This is a genomic window from Aeromonas sp. 9A (genome assembly GCF_963900955.1).
Lineage (GTDB): Bacteria > Pseudomonadota > Gammaproteobacteria > Enterobacterales > Aeromonadaceae > Aeromonas > Aeromonas salmonicida.
On sequence record NZ_CAWRFG010000001.1, the window covers coordinates 1,080,401 to 1,095,157 of the forward strand.

The following is a 14,757-nucleotide window of genomic DNA, read 5'->3' on the forward strand; positions in this document are numbered from 1 at the left end:
ATAAGTGTGAGTCAGCCTTCACTTCAGCAGGGTGGGTGGGGCTTTTATTGTCAATCGGCTCACATTTCGCCCTTTTACAGCTTGAGTCTTGTGGGATGGGGGCCTAACGTCTCGCTAACTGAAACGATTCAGCTTTCACGAAAACCATTCACAAGAACAAGAGACACGAGGATAAATCCATGTTGAAGAAACTCTCCATTGCCGTTCTGCTCGCCCTGGGCGCGAGCTCTGGCCAGGCCGCCGAATTCCTGTTGACCGACTCCCAGCAGGGGCTGGATGTGGGGGACTGGAAGATCACCAGCGACAAGCTGGGGATCAAGAGCCCGGTACCCTTCTCCATCGAGAAGAAGCGGCTGCACGGCGGACGGCAGGAGGGGGTGGATCTGCTGATCGTCGACAACGGCGTAATGAAAATTACCCTGGTGCCGACCCGAGGCATGGGGATCAAGGAGGTCAAGGGCGCCGATCTGCGCCTCGGCTGGGATTCTCCCGTCAAGGAGGTGGTCAACCCGGCCTTCATCGATCTGGAGAGCCGCGCCGGTCTCGGCTGGCTCGATGGCTTCAATGAGATGCTGGTGCGCTGCGGTTACGAGTGGACAGGCCACCCCGGGGTGGACGATGACGGCCGACTCAAGAGCCTGCATGGTCGGGTGCAGAACATACCGGCATCCGTGGTCAGCGTGACCATAGATGAGGAGCCGCCCTATGCCATTCATGTGCTGGGACGGGTGGATGAGCGCACCTTCAAGATGAGCGAGCTGGTTACCTGGACCCAGCTGAGTGTAGTGCCCGGTCAGGCGGAATTTTCCCTGCAGGACAAGCTGACCAACCACGCGGATTATGAGAACGAGTACCAGATCATCTACCACAGCAATTTCGGGGCGCCGATCCTGGAAGAGGGGGCGCAAGTCAGCACGCCGGTGAAGCAGATCTCCCCGTTCAACGACTACGCCAAGGCGGGCCTGAAGAGCTGGCAAACCTATCTGGGGCCGACCAAGGGTTTCGACGAGATGGTGTTCAACCTGGTGCCTTACAGCGATGCCGATGGCAATACGCTGGCTGTGCTCAACAACCGGCAGGGCAGCGCCGGTGTGGCGGTGGCCTACAATACCCACCAGCTGCCCGTGCTGACCCTGTGGAAGAACACCGACACCCGGGCCCAGGGGTATGTGACGGGTATCGAGCCTGGCACCAGCTATGCCTACAGTACCAAGTACCAGCGTCCGCTGGGGCTGGTGCCCAAGATCCAGCCGGGGGAGACCAAGACCTTCGATCTGACCTATCGTCTGCTGCGCAATGGGGATGAGGTGAAGCAGGCGCTGGCAGAGGTCGACAAGATCCAGGGGGGCCGTCCCACCGAGATGCGCGAGCTGCCACTGGTCAAACTGCCCTGATCACTTGTCAGACAGACAGCAAAAAGCCGCTCTATGAGCGGCTTTTTGATTTCATGGCGGGCGGGATCAGACGTGGTTGTACTCAGACATGGTTGTACATGGCCTCGATCTCGCTTTGGTACTTGGATTCAATGATCTTGCGGCGCAGCTTCATGGTGGGGGTGATCTCTCCCAGCTCCATGGAGAAGGCGCTCGGCAGCAGGGTGAACTTCTTCACCTGCTCGAACTTGGCCAGCTCCTTTTGCAGATCCTGGATGCGGGCATCGAAGAACTCCATCACCCGGGAGTGGCGCAGCAGCTCCGTCTTGCACTGGTAGTGCAGGTTTATGGAGCGGGCGTACTCTTCCAGCGATTCGAAGCAGGGTACGATCAGCGCCGAGACGAAGTGGCGGGCATCGGCGACGATGGCGATCTGCTCGATGAAGCGATCCTTGCCGATGGTCCCTTCCACCAGTTGCGGTGCCACGTATTTGCCGTTGGAGGTTTTCATCAGCTCCTTCAGCCGTTCGGTGAAGTAGATGTTGCCATCCTTGTCCAGCTCGCCCGCATCACCGGTACAGAGAAAGCCATCTGCGGTCATCACCTCGGCAGTGGCTTCCGGCTTGTTGTAGTAGCCGCGCATCACTGTCGGTGAGCGAACCAGCAGCTCGTTGTTCTCCCCCAGCTTCACTTCGATGCCATTGAGGGCGGTGCCGATGGAGCCCAGCTTGAATTGTTGATCTTCGTAGCAGCAGACGGTAGCTGTGGTCTCCGTCATGCCATAGCCGTACTTGAGGTTGAGCCCCATGGCCTGGAAGAAGAGATTCACGTCGTCGGCCAGACGAGCGCCAGCCACCGGCAGGAAGCGGGTATGGCCGCCAAAGCGGGCGCGCAGCTTGCGAAACACCAGTCGCTCCGCCAGCGCGAGCTGGGCACAGAGCAGGGGAGAGGCTGATTTGCCCGCCTGACGGGTCGCCACCATCTGCTTGCCGACGCGGGTGGCCCAGCCAAACAGGGCGCGGCGCAGGCGCGGCGCCTGGGCAACCCTGGCCTGGATCATGGCGTAGGCCTTCTCGTAGAGGCGCGGTACGGCGCACATCACGGTCGGCTGCACCTCGCCGATGACGTCCATCACCTTCTGCGGGTCGCGAATGTAGACGTTCTCGGCGCCGCAGTAGAGCACATAGTAGGTCCAGGCGCGTTCGAACACATGGCTCAGCGGCAGCATGCAGAGCGACACATCCTGCTCGTTGAGGTCGAGGCGATTGTTGTGCATCTCGAAACAGGCGGCGATGTTGGCAAAATCGAGCATGACCCCCTTGGGTTCGCCAGTGGTGCCCGAGGTGTAGATCAGGGTCAGCAGGTCATCCATCCGGTACTGGCTTTCCCGCACCTGCAGCTCCTGCTCGCTGGCCTGATGGTTGCCGGAAGCGAGAAATTCCTGAAAGTGGCTGGCCTGGGCGCAGCCGCGCAGATTGACCTTGCCATCGAGGGCGACAATCTGGCGGATCTCGCCATCATTCAACAAGGTCAGCGCCTGATCGAACTGGGGCTGCTCACCCACGAACAGTAGGCCGATACTGGCATCGCGCACTATGTACCTGAGTTGCTCAAGGGTGCTGGTGGGGTAGATGGGCACGCTGACGCCGCGGGCGGCGAGGATGCCGAGATCTGCCTGGGTCCACTCCGGCATATTGCGAGCGTAGAGACCGACCATTTCGGTTGGCTGGTGGCCGGCGCGGATCAGCGCCTGGGCACAGTAGTCCATGGCCTGTCCCAGGGTACGCCAGCCGATGGCGCGCCACTGGCCATCCTGTTGTACGCGCAGGGCGGCCTTGTTGCCAAGCCGGGCAATACGTTCACGCATCAGTCGAACCAGATGGAGTTTCGGCATCAGTCAAACATCCTCAAGTAACAGTTGTACGCCCGCGAGGGCACTAAAATTCGCGCTAGAGTTTAAACTCCAACATTACAGCTTACAAGTGTTCGCTGTTTGTTCTGGATCACAAAGTCGCCAACCAGATCGAGCTGAGGCATGATGCTTGATAACCATAAGGATCCGGTTAACAGGAGCAGATGATGGTATTGAAAGGCCGGCTGGTAGTGATAGTCGTTGCGGTTGTGGTGGTGGTGTCATTATTGATGGTTGGGGTCACCTGGTGGCTCTGGGCAAATCGTCAGGTGACCTCGCCCTGGTACTACGGCATCAAGGGATATAACCAGGCCCAACAGCAGGCAGCAAGCAGTGGCAAGCCGTTGCTCTATCTTCTGGAAGGTAAAAAATGCCGTAGATGCGAGCTGCTGGACAAGCTGCTGTGGCGTGATCCTGCCATGGCGAAGGTGTATGGGGAGGTGGTCAGGGTGCGGCTCAAGGCTGACAATAAAGATGGCAGTGAACTGGTCTTGAGCTATTTCCCCAAAACGGCCACCTTGCCTGGCGTTTACTTGCAAGAGAGTGGTGGCCCTTTCAAACCCATCAAGATAGTCCCAGATATCCAGCAGATCTGGATGCCCGGTGTGACTTGGCAGAGGGGTTATTTCATGCCGCTCTCTCCGGCGGCTTTCGCTGCTGTGGTCCACACCACGCTGGCGTTGCAAGATCCTGCGGTAAACGATGCACCGCTGGAATGACAGCCCGTATCAGCTGAAGTCGAACAGGCGGGACATGAGCACGGCATCTTCCCGCTCGTTGCCGGTGCCATAGTAGTCGACCCGGCGGCAATACTCGGCAAACCCTTCACTCTCGTAGAGGCCGATGGCTGTCTTGTTGCTGGCGCGCACCTCCAGAAACCAGGCCTCGGCTCTCTTTTCCTTGCTGCGGGCGAGATACTCCTTCAGCAGTGCCCGTCCCAGCCCCTTGCCCTGAAAATCGGGGTGCACGCAGATGTTCATCAGCGAACTGTCGCCCGCCACCAGATCCGAGATGTAGAACCCCGCAGGACGTCCATCCACCAGCGTCAAACCATTGAGATAGCGCGGCCCGAAACAGGAGAGCAGATTGGCCTGGCTCCAGGGCTCCTTGTGGGCGGCTTGTTCTATGGGATAGACAAGCTCGAAGTCGGATTCGAGCAGGGGGCGAAAGAGGTGCATGATCACTCCGGTTAATGCGGGGTCGGCTGGCCCGGTCGGCCAAATGTAAAGTTTGGTAAAGATGAGATGGCCGGGCTGCATTGCGGCCCGGAGCCGATCACAATGAGCCCTGCTCCTGGCAGGATGGCACCCGTTGGCGCAACTGTTGCCACAGCGCCCGTTTGTGGGGCGCATCGGGGGAGAGCGGACAGATCAGCGCCTCTGGCCAGCGAGGATCCGGCTCGGTGAGCCAGAGCAGCGGGGGCGCGGCTTGCTCCGGCATCTCCTGCAGCAGGCTCACCTCATGGGGGGCAATCCCCAGCAGCTGGCAGATGTCATGGAGCAGAGCGGTATCCGGCAGCGCCGGTGCCCGCACCCAGAGCTTGCCGGTGGGCAGGTCGACATGAGGCCGGGGATCTGGCTGCCCGGTCTGTGCTGCCTCATCACGAGAGCCAGCAAGTAACTGGGGGCGTCTGAGTTGCCAGCCTTGAATACCGATTCTGGCCAAGATGTGCTGGCGAACGGGATCTTGCATGGATGATGACTCACTCTTGATCTGAGTTGGTGAAAAATGTGCTGCGAAGGGTACACTCGAACGCCTTTTTCTGCACTCTTTGCCCTTTGCCATTCTGCTGTGCTTCCAGTCCGGTCAGTCGGGATGGGGTTGGCAGGCAGACCATAACAGACAACATCATAATAAAACCAACCCCGGGCAATCTGATCGTCATGACGTGACCCGGAATTATCGTGATCCCAGCTTCGGAATGCTCTCTATGTCATTATCTGCTCACAGTTCTGCCCGTGCCGTGCCCATTCATGAACGCCTGCCCAACCTGCTGGCCGCCCTCGGCGAGGGGCTTTATGAACGCCAGGATGCCTTGCGGCTAGGCCTGCTGGCGGCACTGAGCGGCGAGAGCGTGTTTCTGCTGGGCCCCCCCGGGATTGCCAAGAGCCTGATTGCCCGTCGTCTCAAGCTTGCCTTCCATGAAGCCCGTCATTTCGAGTACCTGATGACCCGCTTCAGCACGCCGGAGGAGGTGTTTGGCCCCTTGTCTATCCAGGCCCTGAAGGAAGATGGCAAGTACCTGCGCCTGACCGCCGGATATCTGCCCCAGGCCGAGGTGGTCTTTCTCGACGAGATCTGGAAGGCGGGCCCGGCCATCCTCAACACCCTGCTGACTGCCATCAACGAGCGTCAGTTCCGTAATGGCGACGAGACACTCCCCATTCCGATGCGTCTGCTGATCAGCGCCTCCAACGAGCTGCCCGCCCCGGACAGCGGGCTGGATGCGCTCTACGACCGCATGCTGGTGCGTGTCTGGATGGACAGGGTGCAAGAGAAATCCAACTTCCAGGCCATGTTGTCCAGTGATGGCGCTTCCCCCCGTCACCTCTCTCCCGCCCTGCAGGTGCAAAGCGAGGAATATCTGCTGTGGCAGCGGCAGATCGAGCAGGTGGTGTTGCCTGACGAGGTCTTCGAGCTTGTCTATCAGCTGCGACAGCGGCTCGACAGCATGGGCGACGAACCCTGCTATGTCTCGGATCGGCGCTGGAAAAAGGCGGTGCGCCTGTGCAAGGCCAGTGCCTTCTTCCATGGCCGGCGGGAGGTAGCGCCGCTGGATCTGCTGCTGCTGAAAGATTGTCTCTGGCATAACGAAGAGAGCCGCACCGCCCTGCTGACGCTGATGGAGGAGTTTGCCCGCCTGCACTGCTACCGGCAGCAGGCATTGATTTCCCGTCATATGGCCGTCACCTCGGCCTTGCAGGAGTTGCAACAGCAGATGAGTATCCGGCTGGCGCTCAAGGCTGATCCCCGCAAGGGGATGCTGGGCAAGCGCAGCAAGGGCTGGCAATTGCCCCTGGAGGAGGCCCGCAAGCAGGGGGAGCGGGGTCTGCAAATCCAGCTGCACCTGCTTACCCCGGCCCGACTCAGCCCGGAGGAGCCGGATCTGCTGGTAGAGACACTGGAGTGTGACAAGGTGGTGCTGGGTCACTGGCAGTTCGGTGGCGACAAGGTGATGTTCCATCCCGTTGGCAGCAAGACAGGATTGACGCTGGAGCTTGAGCTCGACAGCAGCCAGCGTCTCAATCTGCTCGACAGCCAGCGTCACCCCATTCCTCTGGTGCTGGTGTGCCGTGAGCCCTTGCCTGGTCTGATAAGCGCCCCCTGGTACAAGACCCTTGCCAACCTCAGTGACCAGCTGGCGGCCTTGCGCACCGATCTGCGTCGCCAGCGTCATCGTTTTGATGACCACCAACCCCACCATTTCATCGGTTCGCGCTGGCTGGTTGCCATCGAGGAGGGCTTCTTCACCCTGGCCCGTGAACTTGATCAAACGGCTGAGCAGCTGGCCCAGTGGCAGCAGCGCCTGCCACTGCTGTGCGGGGAGCAGGGGTAAATGATCGAAATTGGCACCATGAGCGCCTTGCTGGCGATCTCGGAGGGAGAGATGGTGTCCGAGATGGTGGTCGCCCTGCTGGCCAGTACCCAGATCTCCCGCTTCATCCGGATAGGCAAGGCACAGGGCCGTTCCCTGAAACAGCGGTTGCAGCGCTGGCGCCATCAGGTGAACGACACCATAGCCCATACTCCTGTGCCTCCCGTGCTGGAACAGGAGTTTCTGCTCTATCAGCACTTTATCTCCCTTTCCCTCGCTCGCCTTGTGGCCGAGTTGCCTACCCTGCTCAGTGCTCTGGAGCGGGGTAGCGACTTTGCCGATGAGGGGCGACAGCTGGCCCATCAGTTGGTGGATCATCCCACCGAGGGTGCCAGGCGGCTGATGCTTGAGAAGTGGCGAGCCAGCCTGGTGGGGGCCTTGCTGCGTTTGCAGCAGGAGCTGGCCGAGGCGGAGCGGCTCAGGTTGCAGCAGGAGCTGGAGGAACAGATAGGCGCCAGCGAGGAGCTGGAACAAGTGCTGGATCCCCAGCGGCGCACGGCCGGTGGCTTGTGGAACCTGGCTCAGGGACGCTGGCAGCCTGCCTCTCTGGTGCTGATCCGCCAATATGCCGCCATGCTGCGCAAAGAGCCCATGTTGCAGGAGATCGCAGACAGCATGGGGCGCAGTCTGCACGATAGCGAGCAGTTGCAGCGGCCCCAGCCGCCGCAGCCCACCCTGATCCAGGAGCCGGTGTTAAGTGACGATGTGCCCGATGATCTGGTCGGGATCCACCCGGCCAATGATCTGATGAGAATGCTGCCGAGTGAGGCCGTCATGCTGGGGGTGCCCGAGCTGGAGCTGGAGTTTTACCGCCGCTATCTGGAGCGGCGTCTGCTCAGCTATCAGGCCAGAGGCACCCTGCCGAGGCATCAGTTGCTGCCTCGTACCACGGATCGGGGTGATCAGGAGTTGCAGCCCATGGGGCCAGTGATTGTCTGTATCGACACGTCCGGTTCCATGGGGGGTTACCCTGAGCAGTGTGCCAAGGCGCTGGCGCTGGCGCTGTTGCAGCTTGCCTTGACCGAGCAGCGGCGCTGCTTCGTGATGCTCTTCTCCACCGATGTGGCGACCTTCGAGCTGACCGATGCCAACGGCCTCGATGAAGCTCAGCGTTTTCTGGCCATGACCTTCAATGGCGGCACGGATCTGCTGCCCTGCCTGAGCGCCACCCTGCAACAGTTACAGGCGCCCGGTTTCGAGCTGGCGGATGTGCTGGTGATCTCCGACTTCATTGCCCAGCGTCTGCCCGCTTCGTTGGTGGAGCTGATGGATCGCCAGCGTGGCCGTGGCACCCGGTTCAACGCCGTTGCCATGTCTCGTCACGCCAAGCCGGCCCTGCTGCGGGTGTTCGATAAAAGCTGGCTACTCGACTGCGGTCTGCGCGGTCGCCTGCTGCGCCGCTGGTTGCGTAGCTGATATTGCCCCCCCTGATCCGCGCCATACTGGCAGACTGGCCAGCACAACGCCGACACACAAGAGGCCCATGGCCAGCCATACCGGCTGGGAGAGGGTCTCTCCCAGCAGCCACCAGGCCAGCATGGCCGCCATCACAGGGGTCAGGGAGCCGAGTGCCGAGCTGACCTCGGCCCCCAGGGTGCGAATGGCGTGGGCGTAACAGAGCGCCGCCAGCAAACCGGCCCCAATTCCCTGCAATAAACCCTGCCATAACCAGATGCTGGCATGACTCACAGTGGGCAAGGGGCTCCACAGGAGTGTCGGCAGCAGCAACAGGCCTGAGGGCACCGCCACCAGGGCGGCGGCATCCAGTGCCGCGAGTCCGCTGTGCCTGACTGCCAGGGTAAACAGGGCCCACAGCAGGGCCGCCCCCAGAAAACAGACTTGCCCCTGCCATAAACCGGGCTCCCCGCTCAGCAGCAGGGTCGCTGTGGCCAGGGCGATGAGGGAGAGCCCGCAGCGCCGTTGGGCGGGACAAGGTTCACGCCACAGCAGCAGGCCCAGCAGGCTGACCATGAGGGGGGCTGTGCCCGGTATCAGGGCGCTGCCCTGGGCGACCGGAGCCAGCTGCATGCCGGTGGCTCCGAGCCAGAAGAAGGGCAAACCGGCCCCGGCCAGCATGGCCAGCTGCCAGCGCAGGGGAATGCTGTGCAGCCGGGTGCGGTGGCGCCAGTAGTAGGGAAGCAGCAGCAAGGCGGGGATACCAAATCGCAGCAGCGCCAGCGCCTGTGGCGGGAGCTTCTCCTCGGCACCAAGGCGCAGGGAGAGGAAGAAACCGGACCAGAGCAGCACAGTGGCGAGGGCGGCGGCCCAGCCGCTGCAACGGGGTGACAGGGTGAATGACATAAGGGCTCCCTCCATGGAATGTCCTGCACCATTATCCGGCCAGGAGGGAGGGTGTTTCAGGGCAAACTGTTTGAGAAATCCAGATGTAGTTGCTAGCTTCAGCCAATCCAACAGGGATTTTTACCGGATATCGCCAAGATGCTCGACAGAATTGATTTACATCTGCTGCGGTTGCTGCAACAGGATGGTCGCCTCTCCACAGTGGAGCTGGCGGAGCAGGTTGGTTTGTCAGCCTCCCCCTGTGCGCGGCGCCTGAGGCGGCTGGAGGGGGAGGGACACATTCAGGGGTATCGCGCCGTGCTGGCGCGGGAGAAACTTGGCCTTGGCATCACCATCTTCGTCAACGTGCGGCTTAGCCAGCACAAGGAGCCCTTGGTAGATGCCTTCGAGCAGGCGGTGGCGGCCATGGCTGAGGTGATCAGCTGCCACACCGTCTCCGGCAATTACGACTATCTGCTGGAGGTGGTGGTGCCGGATCTGCCTGCCTATGAGCAGTGGATCAGACGATTGCAGTCTCAGGACATGGTCAATGACATCAGCAGCCACTTCGCCATTCGCGCGGTCAAGGTGATGGGGCCGCTGCCCATTTGACCTTTTTCAGGCACCGGGCTGGTGGCCGAGACCCCGCTCGTTGACCTGATCCTGATCCAGCAGGGGCTGGCCGCTGGGCTGGGAGACATAAAAACCCCTCTTGCCGCTGCGTTTGACCCGATACATGGCCTGATCGGCTCTGGCCAGCGCCGTGCTGAAGTCATCCTGTGGCCGGATCTGCGCTATCCCCATGCTCAATCCCACCTCGGCTTCGCCGTTGGGCAGCTCGAACGGAGTCGAGATGACATTGACGCACTGGTGGGCCAGGTGATGGGTGCGGGGATCGTCACTGTGCCAGGGCAGCAGCAACACGAACTCGTCCCCGCCGAGGCGGCCCAACTTCACCCCTTCGTCACAACAGGCCTTGATCCGCTGGGTGAGGGCGATCAGCAGCTCATCACCTGCCCTGTGGCCCAGGTTGTCGTTCACCTGCTTGAAGTTATCGAGATCGATGAAGCAGATGGCCCTGAACTCCTGCGGGAACTGGCGTTGCAATGCAGTGCGATTGAGCAGGCCAGTGAGAGGATCCCGATGGGCGAGCTGGGCGAGCTGCTGTTCGTACTCCTTCTCATGGGTGATGTCGATGTGGGTACCCATCACCCGCAGCGGTTGGCCCTGCTCATCCCACTCCACCACCCGGCCCCTGTCCAGCACCCAGGTGGTCTTGCCATCCTTGGCGATCATGCGGTGCATCACCTGATAGAAGGGGCTTTTGCCGCTCAGATGATCGAAGAAGGCCTGCAGTACCCGCTCCCTGTCTTCCGGATGCAGGTGTTCACGCCACACATCGAAGTGGGCCGACAGCTCCTTGGGCTGGTAGCCGAGCATGGCCCCCCAGCGTCGGTTGAAGATGATGAGCTTGCCGGTGGGAAGGTGATTCTGCCAGATACACAGGCCAGTGCCGTCCATGGCGGCATCCAGTTTCTCCCGTGCATCGTCGGCCACCCGCTTCAGGCGCTCATTCTCCTGCAGCAGCTTGTCATAGGCGGCCTGCAGCTCCTCGTATGTCATGAACTCGTTCTTCCCTGTGGTCGTTGCGGCCTATAGTCGATGCTGGCTGTGAGCCTGTAAAGTGCGACAAAACGATAATGCAGCCCTCCTCTCGTCTTGCACTCTGCAAAGCTTCTGGCCAGGGCTGATCGCCCGTGAGTGGTACCGCATAGACAGGTTTTGCTGGCGAGCCACCCAAGGAGCGATATGATAAGTCCATGTTTGCGCAGCAATGAGCTTGTTTCCTCTCATGATTCCTAAAATGGCTTCACTTTGTCTGATGCCGCTGCTCCTGCTCGCAGGGTGGGCCGCGCCGGTGTGGGCAGCCCGTGGCCCCTTGCCGGAACCTGTGCTCGTCGGGGAGCTGAGCCAGTTGGAAAATGATGCTCTTCCCCCTCGCGTCTTCCGGTTGCGGGTTGCCGCCCTGGCGGCCCACAGGGAGAGCTACTCACCACAGTTGCAGGGGCGCATCGCCCGGTTGCAGTGCTGGGCGCGCGATTCCGAGCGTACCAGCGAATATGAGGCGACCATTGCGTTTGCCAGTGAGCAGTTGGCGTCGGCTCGCAAGCAGCAGGACAGAGAGACGGAGGCCGGGCTCTTTATCTGCCGGGGCTTCAATCAGCAGATGCTGGGCAATATGACCCAGGCCAAGGCGGATTATGATGCCGCCCTGGTACTGGCTGAGGCTCTCGAGGATCCTCGTCTGAAGAGCGATGCACTCAGTTATCGGGGCGATATGTTTGCCTATCAGGGGGCATTGGCACAGGGCTTGATAGACCTGCTCGCCGCCTATGACGGCTATGTTGCGCTGGGACTGGAGGGGATGAGGCTGCAGGTGTTGGCCCAGATTGCCAACACCTACCGGCGAATGGGGATATACGCGCGAGCCCATGAGTATTTTGAAGAGCTGATGGAGGCCTATCTGCAACGGCACGATCAGAGCAACCTGATCGATGTCGGTACCCAGCTGGCCATCCTCTATACCGATCAGGGCCGTTACGAGCAAGCCCTGCCCCTGCTAGAAGCGGGGGAGCGTTATTACCGTCAGCAGCAGAGAGAGATGGATCTCGCCTGGCTCAGGGTCGAGTTGTCCTGGTGCCTGCTGAATCTGAAGCGGGTTGACGAGGCGCTGACCAAGCTGGAGCAGGCGAAACCTGTTCTGTATCGACATGAAAAAGATACGGACGAGGCGACGCTGGGGCTATGGCAACTGGTGATGGGATTGACGCTGGATGCCAAAAAGGAGTGGGACAAGGCCCTGCACTATCTGGCCAGGGCCGAGTCCATCTTCAGTCAGGAGCAGAACCAGCGCTTTCTCGCCTGGATCTATCAGGCAAGGGCCAGAATTCTTGAGCAGCAGGGTCAGGTCAATGGTGCGCTGGCGGCGCTCCAGCAGTATGTGCAGATAAAGAGCGAGCTGGATCGCTTGCTGAACGAACAGCGTTCGGCCCAGATCCGTCTGGAGTTCGATCTGGCGCGCAAGGAGCTGGAGAACCAGACCCTCAAGACCCGGCAGCTGGTTCAGGCCGAGCGGTTGAAGCAGTTGCAGGAACGGCGCCAGTGGCAATATATCGTGGTGGTACTGTTGCTGGTCGTTATGGGGATGCTGGCGCTCTACCTGTTAAATCGCTCCCGCAAGCTGCGTCAGCTTGCCATGACCGACGAGCTGACCGGCATCCACAATCGTCGCCAGATCCAGGCCAAGGGAGAAGTGTGGTTCAGGCAGGCCAGAGACAATGGCAAGCCACTGTGCGTGCTGATCCTGGACATAGACCACTTCAAGCAGGTCAATGACACCCTGGGTCACCACATGGGAGACAGGGTGCTGACTGCCGTGGCCAGGTGCATCGGCGCCCAGATGCGTCATCTGGACAGGGTCGGGCGGCACGGTGGCGAAGAGTTTCTGGTGCTGCTGCCTGATACCAGTATGGAGGAGGCACTCGAGGTGGCTGAGCGGATCCGTCATGAGGTCTCCCGGTTGCACATAGAGGAGATGCCGGAGGGTCATCCGGTGCATGTCAGCATCGGCTGTGCCGAATGCAGCCTGCTCGATGACAGTCTGGGGGACCTGATCAAACGGGCTGATGAGGCCATGTACAGAGCCAAGCAGGCCGGTCGCAACCAGGTAATGCGGGCCGAATAGAGCGATCTGACGCCCTTCGCGAACGGCCCTAAGCCGGGCTGGGTATTTTTCACTCGCGCGGGTATAATGTCGCGCAATTTTGCTTTGACTCAGGCGAGAAGACCCATGTAACGCAGCCCTCCTCCCTCTCTCCACCGGGTTGGCAAAACGCCAGCTGGCGTGGCTTTCGTTGCGTATACATGTGCCGTGAGCGGCATCCCGTATTTATTCCCATGGTGGCCAAGGCCGCCGCCCAATAGAAGAACGTTGAATTATGTCAGCTGAATTTCTGAGTGAAGTCTCCAAGAGACGCACTTTTGCGATCATCTCGCACCCGGATGCGGGTAAAACCACCATCACCGAAAAGGTCCTGCTGTTCGGACATGCCATTCAGCGCGCCGGTACCGTCAAGGGCCGTGGCTCAGGCCAGCACGCCAAATCCGACTGGATGGAGATGGAGAAGCAGCGTGGTATCTCCATCACCACCTCTGTGATGCAGTTTCCCTATGCGGATTGCCTGGTCAACCTGCTCGATACCCCGGGTCACGAGGACTTCTCCGAAGATACCTACCGTACTCTGACGGCGGTCGACTGCTGCCTGATGGTCATCGATGCCGCCAAGGGTGTCGAAGATCGTACTCGCAAGCTGATGGAAGTGACCCGGCTGCGCGATACCCCCATCCTCACCTTCATGAACAAGCTGGACCGCGAAGTGCGCGATCCGATGGAAGTGATGGACGAGGTGGAACGCGAGCTGAAGATCATGTGTGCTCCCATCACCTGGCCCATCGGCTGCGGCAAATCCTTCAAGGGTGTCTATCACCTCTACAAGGATGAGACCTACCTGTATCAGACCGGTCAGGGCCATACCATCCAGGAGAAGCGGGTGGTCAAGGGCCTGCACAACCCGGATCTGGACGCCGCCATCGGCGAAGATCTGGCAGCCCAGCTGCGTGGTGAACTGGAGCTGGTGCAGGGCGCCTCTCCCGAGTTCGATCACGAGTCCTTTATCGCCGGCGACATGACCCCGGTCTTCTTCGGTACTGCGCTGGGTAACTTTGGCGTCGACCACATGCTGGACGGCCTGACCGATTGGGCCCCTGCGCCTATGCCGCGCAAGGCAGAGAGCCGTCTGGTCGAGGCGACCGAGGAGAAATTCTCCGGCTTCGTGTTCAAGATCCAGGCGAACATGGATCCGAAACACCGCGACCGTATCGCCTTCATGCGCGTGGTGTCCGGCACTTACAGCAAGGGCATGAAGATGCGCCACGTGCGGATCGGCAAGGACGTGAACATCTCAGACGCCGTCACCTTTATGGCCGGTGATCGGGAGCAGGCCATCGAGGCCGTCGCGGGCGATATCATAGGTCTGCACAACCACGGCACCATACAGATAGGCGACACCTTCACCCAGGGTGAGGATCTCAAGTTCACCGGCATCCCGAACTTTGCGCCCGAGCTGTTCCGCCGCATCCGCCTGCGCGACCCGCTCAAGCAGAAGCAGCTGCTCAAGGGGCTGGTCCAGCTCTCCGAAGAGGGCGCAGTGCAGGTGTTCCGTCCGCTCATCAGCAACGATCTCATCGTCGGTGCGGTCGGTGTGCTGCAGTTTGACGTAGTAGTTTCGCGTCTGAAGAGCGAATACAACGTCGAGGCCCTGTACGAGGCGGTCAACGTTTCCACTGCCCGCTGGGTGGAAGGGACTGACGTCAAGAAGTTCGAAGAGTTCAAGCGCAAGAACGAGTTGAACCTGGCGCTGGATGGCGGTGACAACCTCACCTACATAGCCCCGACCATGGTCAACCTGCGTCTGTCTCAGGAACGTCATCCGGACGTTCACTTCCGTCAGACTCGCGAGCATTGATAATGGCTTGCC

At 60.6% G+C, this 14,757-nt stretch carries 12 protein-coding genes; 7 read left to right on the top strand and 5 right to left on the bottom strand.

Annotation, left to right across the window (positions count from 1 at the left end; translation table 11 throughout):
* The first annotated feature begins 179 nt into the window (after positions 1-179).
* Positions 180-1,394, top strand: a complete 1,215-nt coding sequence (locus tag AACX78_RS05355) for an aldose 1-epimerase family protein (protein ID WP_159165599.1) — start codon at positions 180-182, stop codon at positions 1,392-1,394.
* 82 nt (positions 1,395-1,476) lie between these two features.
* Here the strand turns inward: AACX78_RS05355 and AACX78_RS05360 are convergent, their stop codons facing one another.
* The gene (locus AACX78_RS05360) at positions 1,477-3,267 is read right to left on the bottom strand and encodes an AMP-dependent synthetase/ligase (protein WP_159165600.1); all 1,791 of its coding nucleotides are present in this window, start codon (positions 3,265-3,267) and stop codon (positions 1,477-1,479) included.
* Positions 3,268-3,449: 182 nt separating this feature from the next.
* On the opposite strand from AACX78_RS05360, the gene AACX78_RS05365 reads away from it, so the two are divergent.
* A complete protein-coding gene (locus tag AACX78_RS05365; protein WP_265422223.1) occupies positions 3,450-4,004 on the top strand; it encodes a thioredoxin family protein in 555 nt (184 codons plus the stop codon).
* A gap of 9 nt (positions 4,005-4,013) precedes the next feature.
* Here AACX78_RS05365 and rimI read toward each other — a convergent pair whose 3' ends face one another.
* Together rimI and AACX78_RS05375 are read right to left on the bottom strand one after the other, a co-directional pair.
* Positions 4,014-4,463, bottom strand: a complete 450-nt coding sequence (gene rimI, locus AACX78_RS05370) for a ribosomal protein S18-alanine N-acetyltransferase (RefSeq protein WP_159165601.1) — start codon at positions 4,461-4,463, stop codon at positions 4,014-4,016.
* A 97-nt stretch (positions 4,464-4,560) separates the two neighbouring features.
* A complete protein-coding gene (locus tag AACX78_RS05375) occupies positions 4,561-4,977 on the bottom strand; it encodes a DNA polymerase III subunit psi (RefSeq protein WP_236556287.1) in 417 nt (138 codons plus the stop codon).
* Positions 4,978-5,215: 238 nt separating this feature from the next.
* Here AACX78_RS05375 and AACX78_RS05380 point away from each other — a divergent pair, with 238 nt between their 5' ends.
* Positions 5,216-6,841, top strand: a complete 1,626-nt coding sequence (locus AACX78_RS05380; RefSeq protein WP_159165603.1) for an ATPase RavA domain-containing protein — start codon at positions 5,216-5,218, stop codon at positions 6,839-6,841.
* On the top strand, positions 6,842-8,296 hold the full coding sequence (gene viaA, locus AACX78_RS05385; protein ID WP_005313338.1) for an ATPase RavA stimulator ViaA: 1,455 nt from the start codon (positions 6,842-6,844) through the stop codon (positions 8,294-8,296). It begins immediately after the preceding gene.
* Here the strand turns inward: viaA and AACX78_RS05390 are convergent.
* Positions 8,243-9,181: a DMT family transporter gene (locus AACX78_RS05390; protein WP_159165604.1), complete on the bottom strand. Its 939-nt coding sequence runs from the start codon at positions 9,179-9,181 to the stop codon at positions 8,243-8,245. The two genes, viaA and AACX78_RS05390, sit on opposite strands and share 54 nt — an antisense overlap.
* Positions 9,182-9,319: 138 nt before the next feature.
* On the opposite strand from AACX78_RS05390, the gene AACX78_RS05395 reads away from it, so the two are divergent.
* Entirely contained in the window at positions 9,320-9,772 is a 453-nt protein-coding gene (locus AACX78_RS05395; protein WP_021138620.1) for an Lrp/AsnC family transcriptional regulator, read from the top strand.
* A gap of 6 nt (positions 9,773-9,778) precedes the next feature.
* On the opposite strand, the gene AACX78_RS05400 is transcribed toward AACX78_RS05395, so the two are convergent.
* On the bottom strand, positions 9,779-10,783 hold the full coding sequence (locus tag AACX78_RS05400; RefSeq protein ID WP_021138621.1) for a sensor domain-containing diguanylate cyclase: 1,005 nt from the start codon (positions 10,781-10,783) through the stop codon (positions 9,779-9,781).
* Positions 10,784-11,024: 241 nt separating this feature from the next.
* On the opposite strand from AACX78_RS05400, the gene AACX78_RS05405 reads away from it, so the two are divergent.
* Complete coding sequence (locus AACX78_RS05405; protein ID WP_201302788.1) at positions 11,025-12,905, top strand: tetratricopeptide repeat-containing diguanylate cyclase; 1,881 nt, start codon at positions 11,025-11,027, stop codon at positions 12,903-12,905.
* Between the two features lie 250 nt (positions 12,906-13,155).
* Positions 13,156-14,745: a peptide chain release factor 3 gene (gene prfC / locus AACX78_RS05410; protein ID WP_159167455.1), complete on the top strand. Its 1,590-nt coding sequence runs from the start codon at positions 13,156-13,158 to the stop codon at positions 14,743-14,745.
* Positions 14,746-14,757 lie beyond the last annotated feature (12 nt).

What these genes read in the sequence shown, in the direction of transcription:
- viaA (WP_005313338.1), top strand. Translation starts at nt 6,842, where the DNA reads ATGATCGAAATTGGCACCATGAGCGCCTTGCTGGCGATCTCGGAGGGA.
- AACX78_RS05390 (WP_159165604.1), bottom strand. Translation starts at nt 9,181, where the DNA reads ATGTCATTCACCCTGTCACCCCGTTGCAGCGGCTGGGCCGCCGCCCTC.
- rimI (WP_159165601.1), bottom strand. Translation starts at nt 4,463, where the DNA reads ATGCACCTCTTTCGCCCCCTGCTCGAATCCGACTTCGAGCTTGTCTAT.
- AACX78_RS05360 (WP_159165600.1), bottom strand. Translation starts at nt 3,267, where the DNA reads ATGCCGAAACTCCATCTGGTTCGACTGATGCGTGAACGTATTGCCCGG.
- AACX78_RS05355 (WP_159165599.1), top strand. Translation starts at nt 180, where the DNA reads ATGTTGAAGAAACTCTCCATTGCCGTTCTGCTCGCCCTGGGCGCGAGC.
- AACX78_RS05405 (WP_201302788.1), top strand. Translation starts at nt 11,025, where the DNA reads ATGGCTTCACTTTGTCTGATGCCGCTGCTCCTGCTCGCAGGGTGGGCC.
- AACX78_RS05380 (WP_159165603.1), top strand. Translation starts at nt 5,216, where the DNA reads ATGTCATTATCTGCTCACAGTTCTGCCCGTGCCGTGCCCATTCATGAA.
- AACX78_RS05365 (WP_265422223.1), top strand. Translation starts at nt 3,450, where the DNA reads ATGATGGTATTGAAAGGCCGGCTGGTAGTGATAGTCGTTGCGGTTGTG.
- AACX78_RS05395 (WP_021138620.1), top strand. Translation starts at nt 9,320, where the DNA reads ATGCTCGACAGAATTGATTTACATCTGCTGCGGTTGCTGCAACAGGAT.
- AACX78_RS05375 (WP_236556287.1), bottom strand. Translation starts at nt 4,977, where the DNA reads ATGCAAGATCCCGTTCGCCAGCACATCTTGGCCAGAATCGGTATTCAA.
- AACX78_RS05400 (WP_021138621.1), bottom strand. Translation starts at nt 10,783, where the DNA reads ATGACATACGAGGAGCTGCAGGCCGCCTATGACAAGCTGCTGCAGGAG.